16 protein-coding genes are annotated in these 18,743 nt (G+C 64.4%); 6 read left to right on the forward strand and 10 right to left on the reverse strand.

Annotation, left to right across the window (positions count from 1 at the left end; all coding sequences use genetic code 11):
• Positions 1-2: 2 nt before the first annotated feature.
• Positions 3-1,382 (reverse strand): RIP metalloprotease, encoded by a 1,380-nt coding sequence (locus CXY74_RS08710; RefSeq protein WP_104200075.1) that lies wholly within the window; start codon positions 1,380-1,382, stop codon positions 3-5.
• A gap of 108 nt (positions 1,383-1,490) precedes the next feature.
• Here CXY74_RS08710 and CXY74_RS08715 point away from each other — a divergent pair, with 108 nt between their 5' ends.
• Positions 1,491-2,795: a serine/threonine-protein kinase gene (locus CXY74_RS08715; RefSeq protein WP_233193294.1), complete on the forward strand. Its 1,305-nt coding sequence runs from the start codon at positions 1,491-1,493 to the stop codon at positions 2,793-2,795.
• Positions 2,792-3,322, forward strand: coding sequence for a mucin-associated surface protein (locus tag CXY74_RS08720; protein WP_104200076.1), 531 nt, complete (start codon positions 2,792-2,794; stop codon positions 3,320-3,322). Before CXY74_RS08715 ends, CXY74_RS08720 begins: the two co-directional genes overlap by 4 nt.
• A 12-nt stretch (positions 3,323-3,334) precedes the next feature.
• On the opposite strand, the gene dxr is transcribed toward CXY74_RS08720, so the two are convergent.
• Entirely contained in the window at positions 3,335-4,417 is a 1,083-nt protein-coding gene (dxr, locus tag CXY74_RS08725) for a 1-deoxy-D-xylulose-5-phosphate reductoisomerase (protein WP_104200077.1), read from the reverse strand.
• A gap of 44 nt (positions 4,418-4,461) precedes the next feature.
• On the opposite strand from dxr, the gene CXY74_RS08730 reads away from it, so the two are divergent.
• Complete coding sequence (locus CXY74_RS08730; protein WP_370446136.1) at positions 4,462-5,301, forward strand: lysophospholipid acyltransferase family protein; 840 nt, start codon at positions 4,462-4,464, stop codon at positions 5,299-5,301.
• Positions 5,302-5,353: 52 nt separating this feature from the next.
• Positions 5,354-6,700 (forward strand): aminotransferase class III-fold pyridoxal phosphate-dependent enzyme, encoded by a 1,347-nt coding sequence (locus CXY74_RS08735; RefSeq protein ID WP_104200078.1) that lies wholly within the window; start codon positions 5,354-5,356, stop codon positions 6,698-6,700.
• A 106-nt stretch (positions 6,701-6,806) separates the two neighbouring features.
• Here the strand turns inward: CXY74_RS08735 and CXY74_RS08740 are convergent, their stop codons facing one another.
• The 3 genes from CXY74_RS08740 to CXY74_RS08750 all read right to left on the reverse strand — a co-directional run bounded on the left by CXY74_RS08740 (position 6,807) and on the right by CXY74_RS08750 (position 8,931).
• Positions 6,807-7,928 (reverse strand): hypothetical protein, encoded by a 1,122-nt coding sequence (locus tag CXY74_RS08740; protein WP_104200079.1) that lies wholly within the window; start codon positions 7,926-7,928, stop codon positions 6,807-6,809.
• Positions 7,925-8,284: a PadR family transcriptional regulator gene (locus tag CXY74_RS08745; protein WP_104200080.1), complete on the reverse strand. Its 360-nt coding sequence runs from the start codon at positions 8,282-8,284 to the stop codon at positions 7,925-7,927. The genes CXY74_RS08740 and CXY74_RS08745 overlap by 4 nt, the downstream gene beginning before the upstream one ends.
• Positions 8,285-8,448: 164 nt before the next feature.
• The gene (locus CXY74_RS08750; RefSeq protein WP_104200081.1) at positions 8,449-8,931 is read right to left on the reverse strand and encodes an OsmC family protein; all 483 of its coding nucleotides are present in this window, start codon (positions 8,929-8,931) and stop codon (positions 8,449-8,451) included.
• 77 nt (positions 8,932-9,008) lie between these two features.
• Here CXY74_RS08750 and gabT point away from each other — a divergent pair, with 77 nt between their 5' ends.
• Positions 9,009-10,409 carry a 4-aminobutyrate--2-oxoglutarate transaminase gene (gabT, locus tag CXY74_RS08755; RefSeq protein ID WP_104200082.1) on the forward strand — a complete coding sequence of 467 codons (1,401 nt, stop codon included), beginning with the start codon at positions 9,009-9,011 and terminating at the stop codon, positions 10,407-10,409.
• A gap of 4 nt (positions 10,410-10,413) precedes the next feature.
• Positions 10,414-11,406 carry an asparaginase gene (locus tag CXY74_RS08760; RefSeq protein WP_233193295.1) on the forward strand — a complete coding sequence of 331 codons (993 nt, stop codon included), beginning with the start codon at positions 10,414-10,416 and terminating at the stop codon, positions 11,404-11,406.
• A gap of 5 nt (positions 11,407-11,411) precedes the next feature.
• On the opposite strand, the gene CXY74_RS08765 is transcribed toward CXY74_RS08760, so the two are convergent.
• The 5 genes from CXY74_RS08765 to CXY74_RS08785 all read right to left on the reverse strand — a co-directional run bounded on the left by CXY74_RS08765 (position 11,412) and on the right by CXY74_RS08785 (position 18,719).
• Complete coding sequence (locus tag CXY74_RS08765) at positions 11,412-12,218, reverse strand: ABC transporter permease (protein ID WP_199183180.1); 807 nt, start codon at positions 12,216-12,218, stop codon at positions 11,412-11,414.
• Positions 12,215-13,132 carry an ABC transporter permease gene (locus CXY74_RS08770; protein ID WP_104200084.1) on the reverse strand — a complete coding sequence of 306 codons (918 nt, stop codon included), beginning with the start codon at positions 13,130-13,132 and terminating at the stop codon, positions 12,215-12,217. The genes CXY74_RS08765 and CXY74_RS08770 overlap by 4 nt, the downstream gene beginning before the upstream one ends.
• A 2-nt stretch (positions 13,133-13,134) precedes the next feature.
• The gene (locus CXY74_RS08775; RefSeq protein ID WP_104200085.1) at positions 13,135-14,334 is read right to left on the reverse strand and encodes an ABC transporter ATP-binding protein; all 1,200 of its coding nucleotides are present in this window, start codon (positions 14,332-14,334) and stop codon (positions 13,135-13,137) included.
• Complete coding sequence (locus CXY74_RS08780) at positions 14,334-15,548, reverse strand: PotD/PotF family extracellular solute-binding protein (protein ID WP_104200086.1); 1,215 nt, start codon at positions 15,546-15,548, stop codon at positions 14,334-14,336. Before CXY74_RS08780 ends, CXY74_RS08775 begins: the two co-directional genes overlap by 1 nt.
• A gap of 240 nt (positions 15,549-15,788) precedes the next feature.
• Entirely contained in the window at positions 15,789-18,719 is a 2,931-nt protein-coding gene (locus CXY74_RS08785; protein ID WP_104200087.1) for an FtsK/SpoIIIE domain-containing protein, read from the reverse strand.
• Positions 18,720-18,743 lie beyond the last annotated feature (24 nt).

Here is an 18,743-nt window from a genome sequence, read left to right on the forward strand (position 1 = left end):
TGCTACCCGAAGAAGTTGATCGGCTTGACGATGTCGGCGTAGATAAGCAACAGGCTCATGCCGCCGAGCAGAACAACGACCGCCAGCGTAAGGGGCATGAGCTTGGCCATGTCGACCGGCCCCGGGTCGGGCCGCTTGAACAGTTTCGCGAAGAATCGACGGATGCCTTCCCACAGCGCCCCGGCAACGTGGCCGCCGTCGAGCGGCAGCAGCGGCACCAGGTTGAAGACGAACAGGGCGATATTGAGCGATCCGAGCAAGCCCAGCATGCTGGCAACTTTGGTCGCGACCGGGATCGTGTCCATGCTTGCGAGTTCGCCGGCCACCCGGCCGACACCGACGACGCTGATCGGTCCGTTCAGGTCGCGCTCCCCCGGGCCGAACGCAGCATTGGCCACGGCCACGAGACGGTTGGGCAGGTTGAGGATCACGTGCGCGACTCCGGCGATGTTGTCGCCGACTGCAGGTAGCACGGCGGTCGCCGGCTGCGGTACGAGTTCGCTGGCCGCTCCGATTCCGACGAAGCCGACCTCCTCGGTAATCGCAGCGCCGGAAGCATCCGTTTTGACTTTGTTATCGGCGGTATAAACGTATCGTTCGGTGAGTTTGGGGGTGAGCGAGAGATCGACGTCGGCACCGGCCCGTTCGACGACGACGGCGAGGGTGCGACCGGATGCCGAGCGGATGATCTCGGTCGACTGCTCCCAGCTCGCGATGGCGGTGCCGCCGATACTGACCAGTCGGTCACCGGGCAGTAGACCGGCAGCGGCACCGGGCGATGCTTCATCGGTGGCCGCACAGGTCTGTCGGTCGTTCGATGCGGGCAGCACACACTCACTCACGCTGCCAACGGTGGTGCTGACCTGCGCGCTGCCGAATCCCATGAGCAAAATTGCGAACATCACGATCGCGATGAGCAGGTTCATGGTCGGCCCGCCGAGCATGATGATCACGCGTTTGTAGACCGGCAGTTGGTAGAACGCGCGGTGATCTTCACCCTCGCCGATGGTCTCCGCGCTGGCCTGACGTGCGTCGTCGACCAGGGTGGACAGGGCGCTGGTTTTCTTCTCCGGTGCGCCCTCCTGCACCATCTGGTCGAAGAAGCCGGTGGTGGTGCTTCGGGGGGCTCCACCCTTCTTGGAAGGCGGGAACATGCCGATCATGGCGATATAGCCGCCCAGAGGCAGCGCTTTAACGCCGTATTCCGTCTCGCCCTTGGTGCGCGACCAAATCGTGGGTCCGAAGCCGATCATGTATTGGGTGACCTTGACGCCGAAGAGCTTCGCGGGCACGAGGTGGCCGATTTCATGCAGGCCGATGGACACGGCTAGTCCGACGACGACGATCGCGACGCCCAGTATAAATAGCAGTACGGTTTCCACTGTTGTAGAGTATCTGCATCAAGCTGCAAAGCGGCTGGCTGTGAATATCGTCCAGCCATTCCGGGGGTGCATGTGCTTTGCTAGCGCGCAGAAGCATCAGGAGGTACCGTGTCTTACGAACCTGTTCCCACGCAGAAGCTGCCCGTTCCGGCCACACTTGGCCCGGTCGGCAGTCTGTTGGCCGACCGCTTTTCGATCGAGAGCCTGATCGGCGCAGGCGGGATGGCATCCGTTTACCGAGCGAACGATACCGCGCTCGGACGCACCGTAGCCGTCAAGTTGTTTCGAGCCGATGGAGGCGCCTCCGACCCCGAACGCCAGAGCGGCGAAATCGCCCTGCTGGCAAGCCTGAATCATTTCGCTCTGGTCACCCTGTTCGACGCCGGCACTGCGATCGTCGACGGCGCCCCACGCGCCTATATCGTGATGGAACTCGTCGACGGCCCCGACCTGCGCACCCGCATCGAGAGCGGCCCGCTGCCGAGCCTCGATGTGGCCATAATGGGCGCTGACCTTGCCGAAGCGCTGCACTACGTGCACGAGCAGGGCATCATTCATCGCGACGTCAAGCCGGCCAACGTCTTACTGGCGCCGTCGGGTTTTCCCGGGCGCGGCATGCACGCCAAGCTGGCCGATTTCGGCATTGCCCGGCTCCTCGATGAGACCCGCCTGACGGCGACCGGGTCGTTGCTCGGTACCGCCAGCTACCTCAGTCCCGAGCAGGCGCTCGGTGGAGTTATCGCTGCGCCAACGGATGTCTATTCGCTCGGCCTGGTGCTGCTGGAATGCCTCACGGGAGTGCGCGCCTACCCCGGGACCGCCGTGGAATCGGCGATGGCTCGTCTGCAGCGTCAGCCGGAGATTCCTAGCCAGCTCGGCCGCCAGTGGACCGAAGTCCTCCGTGCCATGACCGCCCGCGATTTCGCCGACCGGCCCACTGCCGCCGATGCCGCCGGGTTGTTGCGTGCGCTAGCCACCGGCAGCAGCAATGCCGATGCGTCCACCGCACTGTTGCCTGCGGCGGCGCCCACTGCCACCCTGCTGCTGCCGGCCGCCGTGCCCGACCCCACGTTGTTGCTGCCGGCTGACGCTGACGCTGAGACCGAGATTCTGAAGACGGATGCTCCCGCCAGCATCCCTGCGTCCAGCATCCCCGCATCTAGCATCCCCGCATCCAGCATCCCCGCATCCAGCATCCCCGCGTCCAGCATCCCCGCCAAGCCGCGCCGCCCCGTGCGCCGCCAGGTACTGCTCATGGTCACGAGTGGGCTCACCCTGATCGCCATCGCCGTCGCCGCCCTGCTCCTGCTCAACCCGGCCGAAGCACCAGTTGCGGTACCACCGAGCTATCCGGCCGTGGACGGCACGCTTGGCACCCACCTTCAGATTCTTCAGGAAAGCGTGAACCCGTGAATCGACGCTATCGACGCTATCGACTGACCCTGTCCGTCGCCGCCCTGCTCCTCCTGCCGCTGACCGGTTGCACGGCGCCCCCTATCGACCTGCCGGCTGCCACGGCCAAGCAGCTGCAAGGCGAGATTCTGGCGATCAGTGAGGCCTCCGCCGCCGGAGACTTCGCCAACGCCCAGTCGTTGCTCACCGCCATGCAAGATAATCTGCGCACGGCGGCCGCTTCTGGTCAGGTCAGCTCAGAACGATCGGCATCGATACAATCCGCGATCAATCTGGTACGAGGTGATTTGACCGCTGAGATCGATGCCGCCGTGGTGGCCGCGGAGGCCGCAGCTCGGGCCGCTGCGGAGGCCGCAGCGGCGGCCGCACGACAGAACGACGAAGAGGCCAAGAACCGCGCCGAACAGGATAGGAAAGACGCAGAAAACGCTCGGGAAGACGCCAAAGACGCCGCGGAAGAGGCCAAAAAAGCCCTAGAGGACTGCCTCGACGATAGGGACAAGGTCGAGGCCGGCGAGTGCAACTAGCGCAGTAGTCCGTCAGCGCTTGGCTATCAGCTTGTCGGCGGCGTCACGCGCCCACCGTTCGGCCTCAGCCAGCGACTCCCGGGTAAGCTCTGGTGCCTGTTCGTGGGATTCGACCACGCGCAGCACCGTGTCGACGATATCCAAGAAGCCGATGCGGCCAGCGTGAAAAGCAGCAACGGCCTGCTCGTTGGCCGCGTTGAATACCGCAGGATAGGTGCCACCCATGCGGCCGACCTTTTTGGCCAGTTCGACCGCTGGAAAGGCGGCGTTGTCGAGGGGTTCAAAAGTCCAGCTGTGCGGCACGGTCCAGTCGATCGGAGTGCCAACCGCGGCCACCCGGTTCGGCCAGTCCAGCCCGAGCGAGATCGGCAGCCGCATGTCCGGGGGGCTTGCCTGCGCGATCGTCGACCCATCGACGAATTCGACCATCGAATGCACCACTGATTGCGGGTGGACGACAGCGTCGATGCGGTCATATTCCACGTCGAACAGCAGGTGCGCCTCGATGATCTCCAGGCCCTTATTCACGAGGGTGGCGGAGTTAGTGGTCACCACGAGGCCCATGTTCCAGGTCGGGTGGGCGAGGGCCTGCGCGGGAGTGACCCGGGCAAGCTGCTCCCGGGTGCAACCTCGAAACGGCCCACCGGATGCCGTCAGCACGAGTCGACGTACCTCCTGCGGGGTTCCGGCGAGCAACGCCTGCGCAATGGCGGAGTGCTCGGAATCGACCGGCACAATCTGCCCGGGTGCCGCCAGCGACTTCACCAGATCACCGCCGACAATGAGCGACTCCTTATTGGCCAGGGCCAGGATGCGACCAGCCTTCAATGCGGCGAGCGTCGGTCCGAGACCAACCGAACCGGTGATGCCGTTCAGCACGACGTCGGCGTCGATGTCTCGCACAAGCTGCTCGGCAGCATCCGCTCCCAGGGCGGTGTGCTCGACTTGGAAGTCGAGGGCTTGCACCGCGAGCAGGTCGCGGTTGCTGCCGGCCGCGAGGCCAACCACCTCGAATCGGTCAGGGTGGGAACGGATGACGTCGAGGGCCTGGGTTCCGATCGAGCCCGTGGACCCGAGGATAATTACTCTCTGCACCCCTCCATGCTAGATGCACGCCGCCGGAGAGGTAGTGTCAACGGGTGACTGGTGCCAAAGCAGAACCCGATAAGACTGATGCAACCGACACGAGCGACAGCACTCCCGCAGCCGTCACGCCAGACCCGGCTGCCGACCAGCCCGACGAACCCGAACGCGTGAAACGTCCGGGTTTTGTCTATTTTCTCGGCTACGGCATCATGGCCCCCGTCGCCCGCGTCGTGTTTCGCCCACGAATCTTGGGCCGCGAGAACATCCCTGCTACCGGACGCGTCATTCTGGCCAGTAATCATCTCTCCTTCATCGACAGCATCGTCATACCGCTGGTCGCTACCCGACGGGTGCAATTTCTAGCCAAATCGACCTACTTCACCGGAACCGGTTTTCGGGGCTGGGTCTCCCGAACCTTCTTCACCGCGATCGGGGCCATTGGCGTGGAACGCGGCGCCGGTCAGGCAGCGCAGGTTGCTCTCGATGAGGGCCGCGCGGTGCTCGACGCCGAAGGCGCCTTCGCGATCTACCCGGAGGGCACCCGTTCACTCGACGGCCGCCTCTATAAGGGACGCACCGGCGTTGCCTGGCTGGCCCTCACCACGGGCGCTGTTGTGGTTCCGGTTGGACTGATCGGCACGCAAGAGATTCAGCCGGTGGGAACCACCCTGCCGCGCATCCGCAAGGTCACGGTCGCTTTCGGCAAGCCGCTCGACCTCAGCCATCACGGCCAGGCCACATCGGGGAAGGCCCGCCGCCAGGCAACGGATGAGATCATGGCGGCCATTCACGGCCTGTCCGGCCAGGAATTGGCTCATGCCTACAACGAATCGCCACCGGTCGGCACGCTGAATCGCCTCGCTCGCCGCGTCTTTCCGCGCGAACGCCTGTAACCGTAAAGCTCAGACGGTCGGCCACAAGCGCCGACAGTCATAGGCTGGACCAATGACTGCTATGTATTCGGTGCCCCAGCAACGCAAACTCGTCACGGCTCTTCCCGGGCCCAAGTCGGTCGAACTTCAGGCCAGGCGGGAGAAGTCGGTCGCCCGCGGCGCCGGAACGCTCGCCAACATCTACATGGATCACGGCGCAGGAGCGATCCTGGTCGACGTCGACGGCAACCAGATCATCGACCTCGGCAGTGGTATCGGGGTGACCACTATCGGTCACGCGCATCCGGATGTCGCGGCGGCAGCATCCGCGCAGGCAGCGAAGCTGACCCACACCCTATTCACGGTAACTCCCTACGAAAACTATGTGGCGGTGGCCGAGAAGCTCGCCGAGATCACCCCCGGCGACTTTGAGAAGCACTCAATTCTGGTCAACACCGGCGCTGAGGCCGTTGAGAACGCGGTCAAGATTGCCCGCAAGTTCACCGGCCGCCGAGCCATCGTGGCCCTCGACCACGCTTTCCACGGACGCACCAACCTGACCATGACAATGACCTATCGCCCCTGGCCGGAACGTGCCGGCATGGGTCCGTTCCCCGGTGAGATTTACAGTGTGCCCACCAGCTACCCGTTCCGCGACGGGCTCAGCGGGCTCGAAGCGGCCGAGAAGACCATCGACTACATCACGACCCACATCGGAGCGACCGAGATCGCGGCGTTCTTCGTCGAGCCGATCCAGGGCGACGGCGGCATCATCATTCCGGCGCCCGGCTATTTCAAGCGCATTCGCGAATTCTGCACCGAGAACGGCATCGTCTTCGTCGCCGATGAGATTCAGGCTGGCATCGCCCGCACCGGCGTCTGGTATTCGATCGAGCACCACGACGTCGTGCCCGACCTTGTCACCACGGCCAAGGGAATCGCCGGTGGCTTTCCCCTCGCCGCCGTCACCGGCCGCGCCGACATCATGGATTCCGTGCAGCCTGGCGGCATCGGCGGCACCTTCGGCGGCAACCCGGTCTCAACCGCAGCCGCCCTCGCGGTGTTCAACCTGATCGAGCGGGACAACCTGCTGGGCGAGGCGAAGCGGGTCGAGGCCGCACTCTGGGCACGGATCGGTGACTGGGCGCAGAAGTTCTCCATCGTCGGCGAGGTTCGCGGCAAGGGCGCCATGTTCGGTGTCGAGCTCGTGCACCCCGGCACCAGAAAGCCCTACCCCGAGGCGCTCACTGCGGTGATCAAGCACGCCACGACGAACGGGGTCATCGCGCTGGATGCCGGCAGTTGGGATTCCGTGCTGCGCATCATGCCGAGTGTTGTGATCTCCGACGAGCTGATCGACGACGCTGCGACCGTGCTCGAAGAAGCACTGACCGCCCTGGTGGCCGCCTACCCGGCCTAGTCTGCAGTCTGGCCCACCGCGACCCAGTCAGTGATGTCGACGGACTGGGTCGGCGGCAGGTCGAGTGCAGACGGGCTGATTACGGTCGGCACGACCGTCAGGCGCGTCATTGCCCGGCCACCGGTGCAGCGGATGCTGTGGGTTCCGGCAAAAGCGTGGGCGCAGGCGACGATGACGGTGTGGGCGACAGCTCCCCCGGCGCCGGCGCCTCGACGAGCGGCCGCACCTGGGCGAACGGGAACGGCGCGGGCGCGGCATCCGTTTGGTCGGCCTGCCCGACGTAGTCGTAGGTGTAGTCGATGTCCGCTGACTTCACCAAGCGCAGCGGGAACACGTTCCAGCCGCTGCCCCCCGGTACCAACAGACTCGGCACGACCAAGTCATGCCCGCCGGCCACATCAAACTGGGGAAGATTGTTCGTACGGGCCGGGTCGAAGACCACGCTAAGCGCGCGCCCGTCCTGGTCGAACAACTGCACGTCGGTGAGCGGCTGGCCGTCGGCGTCGTAGGCGAACACGTTGGTCACTTGCTCGCCGTTCTGCATGAGTCCCGTCGTGCTGTACGAGATGTCATCCGAATACGCGCTGGCCTGTGCGTTCGCCGCTTGATGCGCCGTGAGATTCAGCATCAACGGCAGCGCCAGAACCGCGCACACGCTGACCACGGTGCGAAAGCGTGGTAGCCAGCGCCAGGGCAGCCACCGGCCACGCCCCCACTGCACGCTCAGTACCACGAAGGCCGCGAGCGCGAGAGCGCGCACCGGGTTGGTCGGCACGGTGCTGATCGCGCCGCCCACAAAGATCTCTGCGACCGCGTAGACCACCCAGCCGCGCAGCACCCACCAGAGCGGGCGAAGCACGAGCAGAAAGTCGAGCACCGCCGCACCTGCCGCAGTCGAGCGGATGCGCTGGGCGGTGCTCGACCGAATGCCCTCGACCCTGGTGCGCAGCCGGCGCAGCCGCGGCACCCGAACGATGGGTGCCGTTCCCCGCACGGAGAACCCGGCGGCGCCGCGCAGCTCGTCGGCGTAGGCGACCGGATCGCCGAGCTCGAAGTTTGGCGCAGCGGCATCAGCATCGGCGTCATCGACGTCAGCGGCCTGCTCGGTCAGGTCGGCTTCGAGGCCGTCAGTGAGGTCGTCGATATCGTCGGCCGGCAAATCGCTCAGAGCAGCCCGCACGGCCAGGGCGAAGTCACGAATGGGCTGGGTGGTGGTGGTGTCGCTCATGAGTTGTCGCCGATCGTGAGTAGGGGAACTGCGGGCTGGGGCTGTTCGAGCAGCCGGGTGAGGGTATCGGCGAAGTGAGTCCAGTTCGCACGTTGTTCGGCGAGCATGGCCCGGCCATTCGCGTTCATTCCGTAGTACTTACGGTGCGGACCGCCGTCGGACGGAACGACATAACTCGACAGCGCCCCCGCACTGTACAGCCGCCGGAGTGTGCCGTAGACGGACGCGTCGCCGACCTCATCCAGTCCAGCAGCACGCAACCGACGCACGATGTCATAGCCGTAGCCGTCGTCATCAACGATCACGGCCAAAACGGCCATATCGAGCACCCCCTTAAGCAACTGGGTGGTATCCATCGGTATCCCTTCGATTAGCACGCGTCTTCAACGCACCCCACACTACTCCGCAAACCGCAGTACTGCGCCATCCACAATCAAAGCCGACCTCCCCGAGCCGCGAGTTACGGCTCGTTCTAGCGCCGAAAAGCGCTCACACCCACGGCTCGGCAGCGCACCAGCACTCAGGCGGTGGTCACCGGCTCGTGACCGACCGGAAAATTGACCGAGGCCGCGATAAAGCATTCCCGGGCAGCCTCGGCGTGCAACGACTGCGCGAACTCGACCTGCTCGGGGTCGGTGATCGTCACGCGCGGGCGCAGCGTGACCGTCGTGAAGTGGCCACCGCCCCCGGATAGCTGTTCCATGGTGCCGACCGGGGCATCCGTATACGCCGTCACCGTGACCCCGTTTCGGGCAGCGACGTGCAGATACGACAAGAGATGGCACTGGCTGAGCGCCGCGAGCAGCAGCTCTTCGGGGTTCCACCGATCGTTGTCTCCGTGGAACGTCGGGTCGGACGAGCCCTGGATCGTCGCCTTGTCGGCGGATGCCCGACCGGCCGGCGAGATCAGGTGGTCGCGCCCGTACGCCTTGTAGTGGTTCGTTCCGGTACCCCGATTGCCGGTCCACTCCACGCGCACCGCATATTCGTGCACTCCGTTCATGCTTCTCCCTTGGCTCTACAAGATTCTTGCAGCCGGTTCAGGTTCACCGCACTCACGGTCGGTAAAGTGGATCCATCATGACTGACACTCTTACTGACTCTGCCACCGTTTCCGCACCGACATACTCGGTCACGCAAGAACGAAAGATCCGCACCGCGATCCCCGGTCCGATCTCGGCAGCGTTGCATGAGCGGCGCCGGGCGGTCGTCTCCGACGGTGTGAGCTCCATGCTCCCCGTCTACATTGCCAAGGCCAATGGCGCGATCGTCGTCGACGTCGACGGCAACCAGTTCATCGACCTGGGCGCCGGAATCGGCGTGACCACGATCGGCCACACCGAGGCCAGCGTTGTCGCGGCGGCCGTCGAACAGTCCCAAGACTTCATTCACACACTCTTCACTGTCACACCGTACGAAGAGTACGTGCGCGTCGCCGAGTTGCTCGCCGAGCACACCCCAGGAGATTTTGCGAAGAAGAGTGTGCTCATCAACTCCGGCGCCGAAGCCGTCGAGAACGGCGTGAAGATCGCCCGCAAGTACACCGGCCGTCGCGCCGTCGCCGTGCTCGACCACGCTTACCACGGTCGCACCGTGCTGACCATGGCCATGAACTACAAGGCCATGCCCTACGCCACCGGCTACGGCCCGCTCGCCAGCGACGTCTACCACGCACCGAGTTCCTACCCCTACCACGATGGTCTGACCGGTGCCGAGGCGGCAGTCCGCACCATCACGTACCTTGACAAGGTGATCGGGGCATCCGATCTGGCCTGCCTCGTCGTCGAACCCATCCAGGGTGAGGGCGGTTTCATGGTTCCAGCGGATGGCTACCTGCCGGCCCTGCAGAAATGGTGCACCGCCAACGGTGTCGTCATGATCGCCGATGAGATTCAGAGCGGCATGGCCCGCTCGGGCAAGTACTTCGCGAGCGAGCACTTCGGTTGGGTCCCCGACCTTGTCCTCACCGCCAAGGGCATTGCCGGCGGTTTCCCGCTCGCGGCTGTCACCGGCCGCGCCGAGATCATGGATGCCTCGCAGCCCGGCGGCCTCGGTGGCACCTTCGGTGGCAATCCCGTCTCCTGCGCCGCCGCGATTGCCGTGTTCGATGCGATCGAGGCCAACAACCTGCTTGGTGAAGCAGTGCGCATCGGGAAAGCGCTCACCACGGGGCTGACCGCGCTGAAGAACAAGTACGACATCATCGGCGAGATTCGGGGCCACGGCGCCATGATGGCGATCGAGCTCGTGCAGCCCGGCACCGGCGACACCACGAAAACGCCGAACGCTGCCGCGGTGAGCGCCATCTCCACCTACGCCGGCAAGCACGGCGTTCTGCTGCTGACGGCCGGCACCCACGGCAACGTACTGCGTTTCCTGCCGAGCCTGGCGCTGTCCGATGCGCTCATCGTCGACGCCCTCTCGGTGATCGACGATGCCATCGCTGCCCACGCTGCAGCACTCACCGAGTCGTCACTCTAACGCCGTGACTGAAACTTTCACGGTCGACGATTCCGTCGAGCTCGCCGTCGTCGAGCGCAGCGGCTTCGTCGAATCCCGTCACGCCGGTGCGGCAATCGTGCTCGGTACCAACGGTGAGGTGTTGCGTGCGCTCGGCGACGTAACCAGTCCGATCTTTCCCCGTTCGGCGATGAAACCCTTCCAAGCCGTTGCGGTCATGGCGAGTGGCGCCGCCCTGCGGGGAGCGGATGCTGCCATCGCCACCGCCAGCCACAGCGGCACCGCCGCCCACGTCGATCTCGTTCGCGGGCTCCTCTTCCGGGCGCAAGTGCCCGAGACAGCGCTCGCCTGCCCGGCGGCCTGGCCGATCGATTCCGCCGCCCGCGACACCCTCGTGCGACTCGGTGCCAGTAAGGCGCCAATCTATATGGAGTGTTCCGGCAAGCACGCGGCAATGCTCGTGGCGTGCCAGCAGAACGGTTGGGCGCTGGAAGGGTATCTGGACCCTTCGCATCCGTTGCAAAAGCGTATTCTCGACGTGCTCGAACGTTTCACCGGCGAACGGCCGGTCGCCTCGGGCGTCGATGGCTGCGGCGCCCCGGTGCACGCGATCTCCCTCACCGGGCTGGCCCGTGGCATCGCCCGCATCAGTACGAGCAAGTCGAACTCACCGTTTGCGATTTACCGCGAGGCCGGTTTTCTGGCCGAAGCGGTGCGCGCCAATGGCTGGGTCGTGGCCGGACCCGGCCATCCCGACAGCATCGTGATCGACCGGATCGGCCTGTTTATGAAGGGCGGCGCCGAGGGCATCATGGTCGCTGCTGCCGAGAACGGCACCACCGTGGCGTTGAAAATCCTCGACGGTAACCTGCGCGCCGCCGCGGCGGTCGCGCTGAGCCTGCTGGCCGACGCCGGCGCAATCGCGCGAACGGCTGTCGCTGAGCTACTGCCCGAGCTCGGCCTCACCGTGACCGGCGGGGGCTTACCGGTCGGCGAGATTCGCGCCAGCTACGTGTGAAGAAGCTATTTCAGCTTCGCCAACCGCCGCGCTTTCGCTGCACCGGAAACTTGTACCGTCACGACCACGACCAGCGCGAGGATGAACACGGCCGAAGCAAGTACGTTGGCCTCGGCCGGAATGCCGCGCGCCGCCGAGATGTAGATGTACTTCGGAAAGGTCGTTACCGCGCCGGAGTTGAAGTTCGTGATGATGAAGTCGTCAAACGACAACGCGAACGACAGCAGCGCAGCCGCGAGAATGCCGGGCAGCAGCAGTGGGAAGGTGATGCGAGCGAACACCTGCCAGGCCGAGCCATACAGGTCACGGCCCGCTTCCTCCAGCGCCGGGTCGAGGCTCGAAACACGCGCCTTCACCGTGACCACCACAAAGCTGATGCAGAACATCGTGTGCGCGAGAATAATCGTCAGCATGTCCTTCGGCACACCGACTGATAAAAACTGTGCCGCCAAGCCGGCGCCAAGCACGACCTCAGGGGTGGCCATCGGCAAAAACAACAGCAGGCTGGTTTGCGAGCGAAACTTGAACCGGTAGCGCACGATGGCGATCGCGATCATAGTGCCGAGGGTGGTCGCCACGACGGTGGCAACGGCCCCGATGAACAAACTGTTGCCGAACGCCTGGCAGACGGCACCGTTTTGCACGTTGCAGATGCCCAGCCACTTGTCGAAGGTGAAGCCCCGCCAGGTGATGTTCGATTTGAGGGAGTCGTTGAAGGAGTAGACGAAGGTGTAGCCGATCGGGATCATCAAAAACAACAGCGCCAACCCGCTGTACACGGGCAACAACCATTTGCCGAGGGAGAGCTTCACAGCAATTCCTCCGTTCCGGAACGTTTGACGTAGATGCTGACGATCACCAGGATCACGGTCATGAGAATGATCGACAGCGCCGCTGCCGTGGGATAGTTTTGCAGCACGAGAAAGTTTGCCTCGATCACATTTCCCATCATCTGGGTGCCGGTACCACCGAGAAAGTCCCGGCTGGCATTGATGTAGTCCCCGGCCGCGGGAATGAAGGTGAGCAGGGTTCCCGCCACGATGCCGGGCATAGACAGCGGAATGGTGACCTTGCGAAAGACCTGGAATGGGCTCGCATAGAGGTCATTACCGGCCTCGAGGTAGCGCACGTCGAGCCGTTCAAGCGTCGTGTACAACGGCAGGGTCATGAACGGAATGAAGTTATAGGTCAGGCCAAAGATCACCGAGAATGCGGTGCCGGTCACGTGTGCTTCCGGGCCGAGCAGCGACAGGGCCTTCAGCGATTGCACAACGAAGGACTCGTCGGAGAACAACTGCTTCCAGGCCAGGGTGCGCAGCAGGAAGCTAATGAAGAACGGCGCGATCACGAGCACGAGCATGAGACTCTGCAGCAGCGGCCAACTGCGAGCCTTCACACCAATGAAGTAGGCCAGCGGGTAGCTGATCAACAATGCAAAGAATGTCGCGGCGAGGGCATAGCTGAACGACCGCACGATGTGCGGCCAGTAGGTCGTGACGACCTCGACGTAGTTCTGCCAGCGAAAGGCATAGTCGTACTGGCCGATGTCGCCGAACTCCCGCGGCGCCTGGAACGATGTTAGAAGCAGAGACACCAGCGGGGTGAGAAAGAACAGCATCAAGTAGAGGATGCCCGGCAGGAGCAGGAACAGTGCTACCGGGCTGCGACGCCGGGCGACCGGGTCGGTCGACGGCGTCGTGGTAGTTGAGAATGCGGCGAACGCCATCGTTAGGCGCCCTCAAGCTCCGTGATCAGCGACGACCGGCGCTGCCGGGCGATGGTCTTGGTATCAAGATCGGCCTCGTACCGCGGCGCTTCGGCCGGATCGTCGTCGAGCCCAAAGCCATGGTCGATGTTCCAGCTGAGCCAGACCTGGGCTCCGACGTGCACGGCCGGTCCGAAGGCCACATTCTGGGCAAACACGACCAGAGTCTTGACTCCGGGCACCGCCACGAGATACTGCGTGCTGACCCCGCTGAACGACACGTCGATGACCCGGCCCGGGCCCATCACGTTGCGACCGGCGTCGTGGATCGGCCCTTGGGTGTGCAGAGTAAGTTTTTCGGGACGCACGCCGATCGTGACCTGGCCCGAAGCCCGGTGCGCCCGCCGCACCGGCACCACGATCTTCTCACCGGAGACATCCACCGCTATGGCAGTGCTCGTGGTCCCAACGACGGGCCCGGTAAACAGGTTGGACTGGCCGAGAAAGTTCGCCACGAAAGCGGTCTTGGGTAGCTCGTAGAGCTGTTGTGGCTCCCCCATCTGTTCGATGCGGCCCTTATTCATGACCGCGATCGTGTCGGCCATGGTCATGGCCTCTTCCTGGTCGTGCGTGACGTGCAGAAAGGTGAGGCCGACTTCTTCCTGGATGGTTTTCAACTCGAGCTGCATCTGACGCCGCAACTTGAGGTCGAGGGCCCCGAGCGGCTCGTCAAGCAGCAGCAGCGCCGGCCGGTTGACGATGGCGCGAGCGAGTGCAACGCGTTGTTGCTGGCCGCCGGAAAGTTGCTGCGGTTTACGGTGGGCGAGGTGATCGAGTTCCACCAGGAGCAACGCCTCGTGCGCCTTGGCGACCGGATCGCCGATCTTGCGTCGCCGTAGTCCGAACGCGACGTTTTCCAGCACGGTCATATGTGGAAAAAGAGCGTAGCTTTGGAATACCGTGTTGACTGGCCGCTGGAAGGATTTCTGATTCGTCACATCCGCTCCCCCGATCAGGATGCGACCGTTCGTGGGTTCCTCCAGTCCGGCGACCAGCCGCAGCGTCGTCGTCTTGCCGCAGCCAGAGGGGCCGAGCAGCGCGAAGAACGACCCGGCCGGAATGGTCAGGTTGAGATTTTCAATGGCGGTGAACCCGGGGAAACGTTTTTCGATGCTGACCAGCTTCAGGTCAGCGCCACGATCAGCGAACGCACCGACGGCCATCAGGCTGCACCCAGCAGGATCGCCTGGAACTGGTTATTGAAGGTCTGTTCCTCGGTGCCGTCGAGGCCCCGGAAGACGTAGGCGTTGGCGAGGGTGGCGTCGTCGGGAAAGATCAGCGGATCTTCGGCAAGCGTCGGGTCGATGGCCATCATGGCTTCCTTGGCTCCAGCCACCGGAGTGATGTAGTTGACATACGCGGCGACCTCGGCAGCGACGGCCGGGTCGTAGTAGTAGTTGATGAGTTCCTCGACATTCTTCTTACCGGGCGACCCGATCGGCACCACGAAGTTGTCGTTCCAGAGAGTGCCGCCCTTTTCGGGAACGACGAAGCCCCACTTGTCGCCGTTTTCGGCGTTGAGCTGCACGATGTCGCCAGACCAGACGATCGCGGCCAGGGTGTCTTCGTTCGCGAGGTCCTCCTTGTAGGAGTTGCCCTTGATGTTGCGGATCTGGCCGTCGGACACCTGCTTCTTGAACTCGTCGATAGCCGCGGTGAATTCCTCTTCGCCCCACGTGCCAGAGATATCGACGCCGTGGTCGAGCATGATCAAGCCCATTGTGTCCCGCATTTCGGAGAGCACCCCGACACGCCCCTTCAATTCGGCAGCCCAGAGGTCTTCGACCGATCTGAGGCCTTGTGGATACTTTTCCTTGTTCCAGGCCAGACCGGCGAACCCGCCCTGCCAGGGAATACTCATAGCCCGATCCGGGTCGAAGTCGACGTTCCGCAGCGATGGCAGCAGATTAACGAGGTTGGGAATGTTGGCGTGGTCGAGTTCCTGGGTGTAGCCGAATCTGATCATGCGACTGACCATCCAGTCGGTCAGGCACGCGACATCTGCGCCGATGTCCTGGCCGAGGGCGAGCTGATCCTTCACCTTGCCGTAGTAGGAGTTATTGTCGTCGACGGCTTCGGTGTACTTGACCGAAATGCCCGTCTGTTCCTTGAAGGCGGCCAGGGTGGGGTAATTGCCCGCGTCATCGACGTCGATGTAGAGCGCCCAGTTGTCCCAGCGAATGGTCTTGTCGGTGGCCGAGGTGTCTGCGGCAGCGGTGGGTTTGGCCGCCGCTCCAGACGAGCACGCGGCGAGCGCTAGCGTCGTGGCACCAGCACCGGCACCGGCCAGCAGCGTGCGACGGCCCATCAGCGTGCTCTGCGCCTGGCCAATCAGCTGACGGATCAGGGGGTCGGCGGGCAACGGCTTGGACTTCATTATGGTTCTCCTAGCGTTCTGAGCACGCACACGGTCACGCTCGCTGCGTTGCGAGTTGGTCGATAGTTGCACATATCCGTACTGGACACACCGAAAAGAGGTGAAAACATTGATCTTGCAATCGTTCTGTCACGAAATCAGCACAAACTTGCAACATTCGCCCTCTAAATCGTCGGTATGCCACGACCAGGGAGGTGGCGCTGCCAGAGTGCCGCACCCACCGCTGGCCGAGGTTTTGACCTAGCCCGGCAACATCGCCCTGGTGGCCTCTCCGTCGGAGTGCAAGACCCAGACCCGTCCACGTCCGGGTGCCAGCGGAGGCGGCAGCTCCCGGCGGTGACTGAGTAGCCGAAAGTCCGACAAGCTGCAGCGGTCGAACACCAGGCTGGCCGCTCGTTCGCTCGAAGTCGAACCACGAAGCCGTGCTAGCAAAGACCAGTGCGCCTGCCAGGTTTCGGCGTCACCGACGACAATCAGTTGACCGGCAGCATTCGCTTGGCCCACAGCGCCTGGAACCAGCAGAGCGGATGCCTCTGGTCCGCTGGTTCCGGCAAGTTCCAGCACCGGAACACCCATAACAGTGCGCAGGCGGGCGGCCGTGCTCGTCGGCGATGATGACACGATCAGAAGCGGACCTTCAGCCGGTAGCGAATTGGGCACCACGACAGCAGGAACGACCAGGCCCGGAGTCGGCGCCAATAGCTGCACGCGCAGGCTGCGCCACACTCCCCCACCCGGCGGCAACGACGCGATATAACCGGCCGATTGTCCGCCGGCCGCGAGGTGGTCCTGCACGCTCGGCAGTTTCAGTAGCAGGGTGCTCTGGCACAGAGCTGCCAGCCCGGGAACGACGCTCGTGTGCCGTTGCACGGCGACTACGACATGCACGCCGGCGGCCGGTCCGTCCCGCAGCAGGCCGACGAGCAGATCCACGGCTGCCAGCCGGTGGTCGGGCTGCCAGCGGGCGCAGACGGAATCAAAATCGTCGAACAGTACCAACCGGGGTGAAGCCGAAGTCTGCTGCCCGGTTTCCACGCGGGCACTCAGGCTCGCAAGCGCATCCCAAACAGACTCCATATCGGCTGTGAATAGCTGGGTGGCGACCCGATGTTCGGCTACCCGGGCGAGCGTGTGCAGCAGGGTGGATTTGCCCGAACCCGCCCCGCCGACCACCAACAAGTGCCCATCACTGTCGGGGTTGTAGGTGAACACGCAGTAGCGCTGGCGCTCGGGTTCATCAAGCAACCCGACCGGATACCCCGTCACCGGCGCCTTCCCCACCGTCGCCGCGTCTAGATCGAACTCGGTCACAATCGGCGGCAGCGCATCGAGCCATGGACGTCTCGGAACGTATCCGCACGACGCTGACAGAGGCGCCGCTATGATGCTCGCAATGTCGAGTTCGCCCGTTGTAGCGACTTGGCAGAGCACCGGTTCTCCGTCTTCCGTGGCGACCAAACACCGCCCGGGCTGATTCGGTGCCAGCCCGGCCGCGGCATCCGTGCCGATCACGGCCTGGCTGTCGGCCCGGTTATTCACCCGCAGCGACACACGCAGGCTGCAATTAGCCAGCAGCGCGTCGCGCACGACCCCGGCCGGCCGTTGGGTACACAGAATCAGGTGCACGCCGAGCGACCGCCCCCTGGCGGCAATGTCCACAAAGAGAGCGTGCAGCTCGGGAAACAGCCCGAGCATGGTCGCAAATTCATCGACGACGATGATCAGCCGGGGAAGCGGATGCTCCAGGCGTACGTCGGTCACGTCTCGCGCTCCGGCCGCGCTCAGCGTGCGCTCCCGGTAACGTAATTCGGCACCGAGACTCGCGAGAGCCCGAGTGGCTGCGTTCGAGTCGAGGTCGGTAATGAGTCCAACGCAGTGCGGCAGTCGCGCAAGCGGTTGAAAGGCCGCGCCGCCCTTGAAATCAACCAGGAGAAAGTTCACCTGCCGCGGCGAGAAAGTCGCGGCCAGCGCGGCAACCCAGGTGGTCAGGAGTTCGCTCTTGCCGCTGCCGGTCGTTCCCCCGACCACAGCGTGAGGTCCGGACTGCACCAGGTCAAGGTACGCCGGCCCGTCACGGCCCACTCCGATCGGGCAGGCGAGGCTCGGTGGTGCCGCCGACCGGTTTAGCGCTGCAGCATCGGTGACGTGCTCGAGCAGTTGCATGACCGGAACCATGGCGGGGATCACTCCCGTCGTGCTCACGAGGCCTGCGGACTTGGCCTGCCCGGCGAGTGACACCGCGAAATCGACGGCTTCGGCCCTGGCGAGAAGTTCCGGATAGAAATCCAGAGGCGGCGCACGATTCGGCGAGCGAATAATCTGCGCCCGTGCCGGGCCAAGCACGCGCACGACCGTTCCGCAGCCCGGCGGCAGGTCGTCGAGCCTCATCGCCACGGCGAGCAGCAGCCGCCCGCTTTCTGGTTCACCACGGCCTGGATCGGTGGCGCTGGTGGTGGTGGTGCGCAGTAGGAGTGTGAACCGGCGCGGCGATGGCGCCACGTGCGGCAGCTGAACCACCCAGTCCCAATCGGTGGACATGGCATCGCTCGGGCCGGCGACACTCAAATCGGTCGGCGGCACCGCAAAACAGACCTGCACACACACGGCGCGACCGAGGGCTGCCGCGAGCGGCATCGGCCCGACGATGCCGAGCCCCTGGGCCAGGTCGACGACGATGGGGGCACCGGTGACTGTTGCGGCCCACTCCCGCAGTTGCCGGTTATCGTTCGGTGCGCTCGCTCCGCCGAGTCGGATACCGCTCGGGGCCGAGCCCACGCCCAGCGAGACGAGCGTGCCATCCGTTTGTCGCCAACGCGCGGCCGCCGCACGCCCGAGCACAATATTTCTCGCCGAAGGCGTGTGCCGCCAGGCTTCGTCGCGCCAGCGGGTATGACGTTCGGTGATCATCGAACAGAGCACCGTCACAGCCTCGCTGTGCGAGGCCGTCTCGGCCCGGCGGCGTTTGCGGCCGGAACGTTTCGAGTCGAACATGCTGGCTACCGCGATGATCGGGCTGAGAACGGCGAAAATCAATGCGAAGGCCGAGCCGGTGATCAGCCAGATCAATCCGGCGGCGACCAGGGGTGCCACTGTGGCGAGTAGGGGAAACCCTGCCGGCGGCAGAGCGGCCGGCGCGGGCGGCAGAGCGAGGGTTTCATCGACGGTGGACACCCAGCCAGCAGATCAGATTATCGG

Origin of the sequence: Cryobacterium sp. Y29, assembly GCF_002929825.1 — a bacterium.
Lineage (GTDB): Bacteria > Actinomycetota > Actinomycetes > Actinomycetales > Microbacteriaceae > Cryobacterium.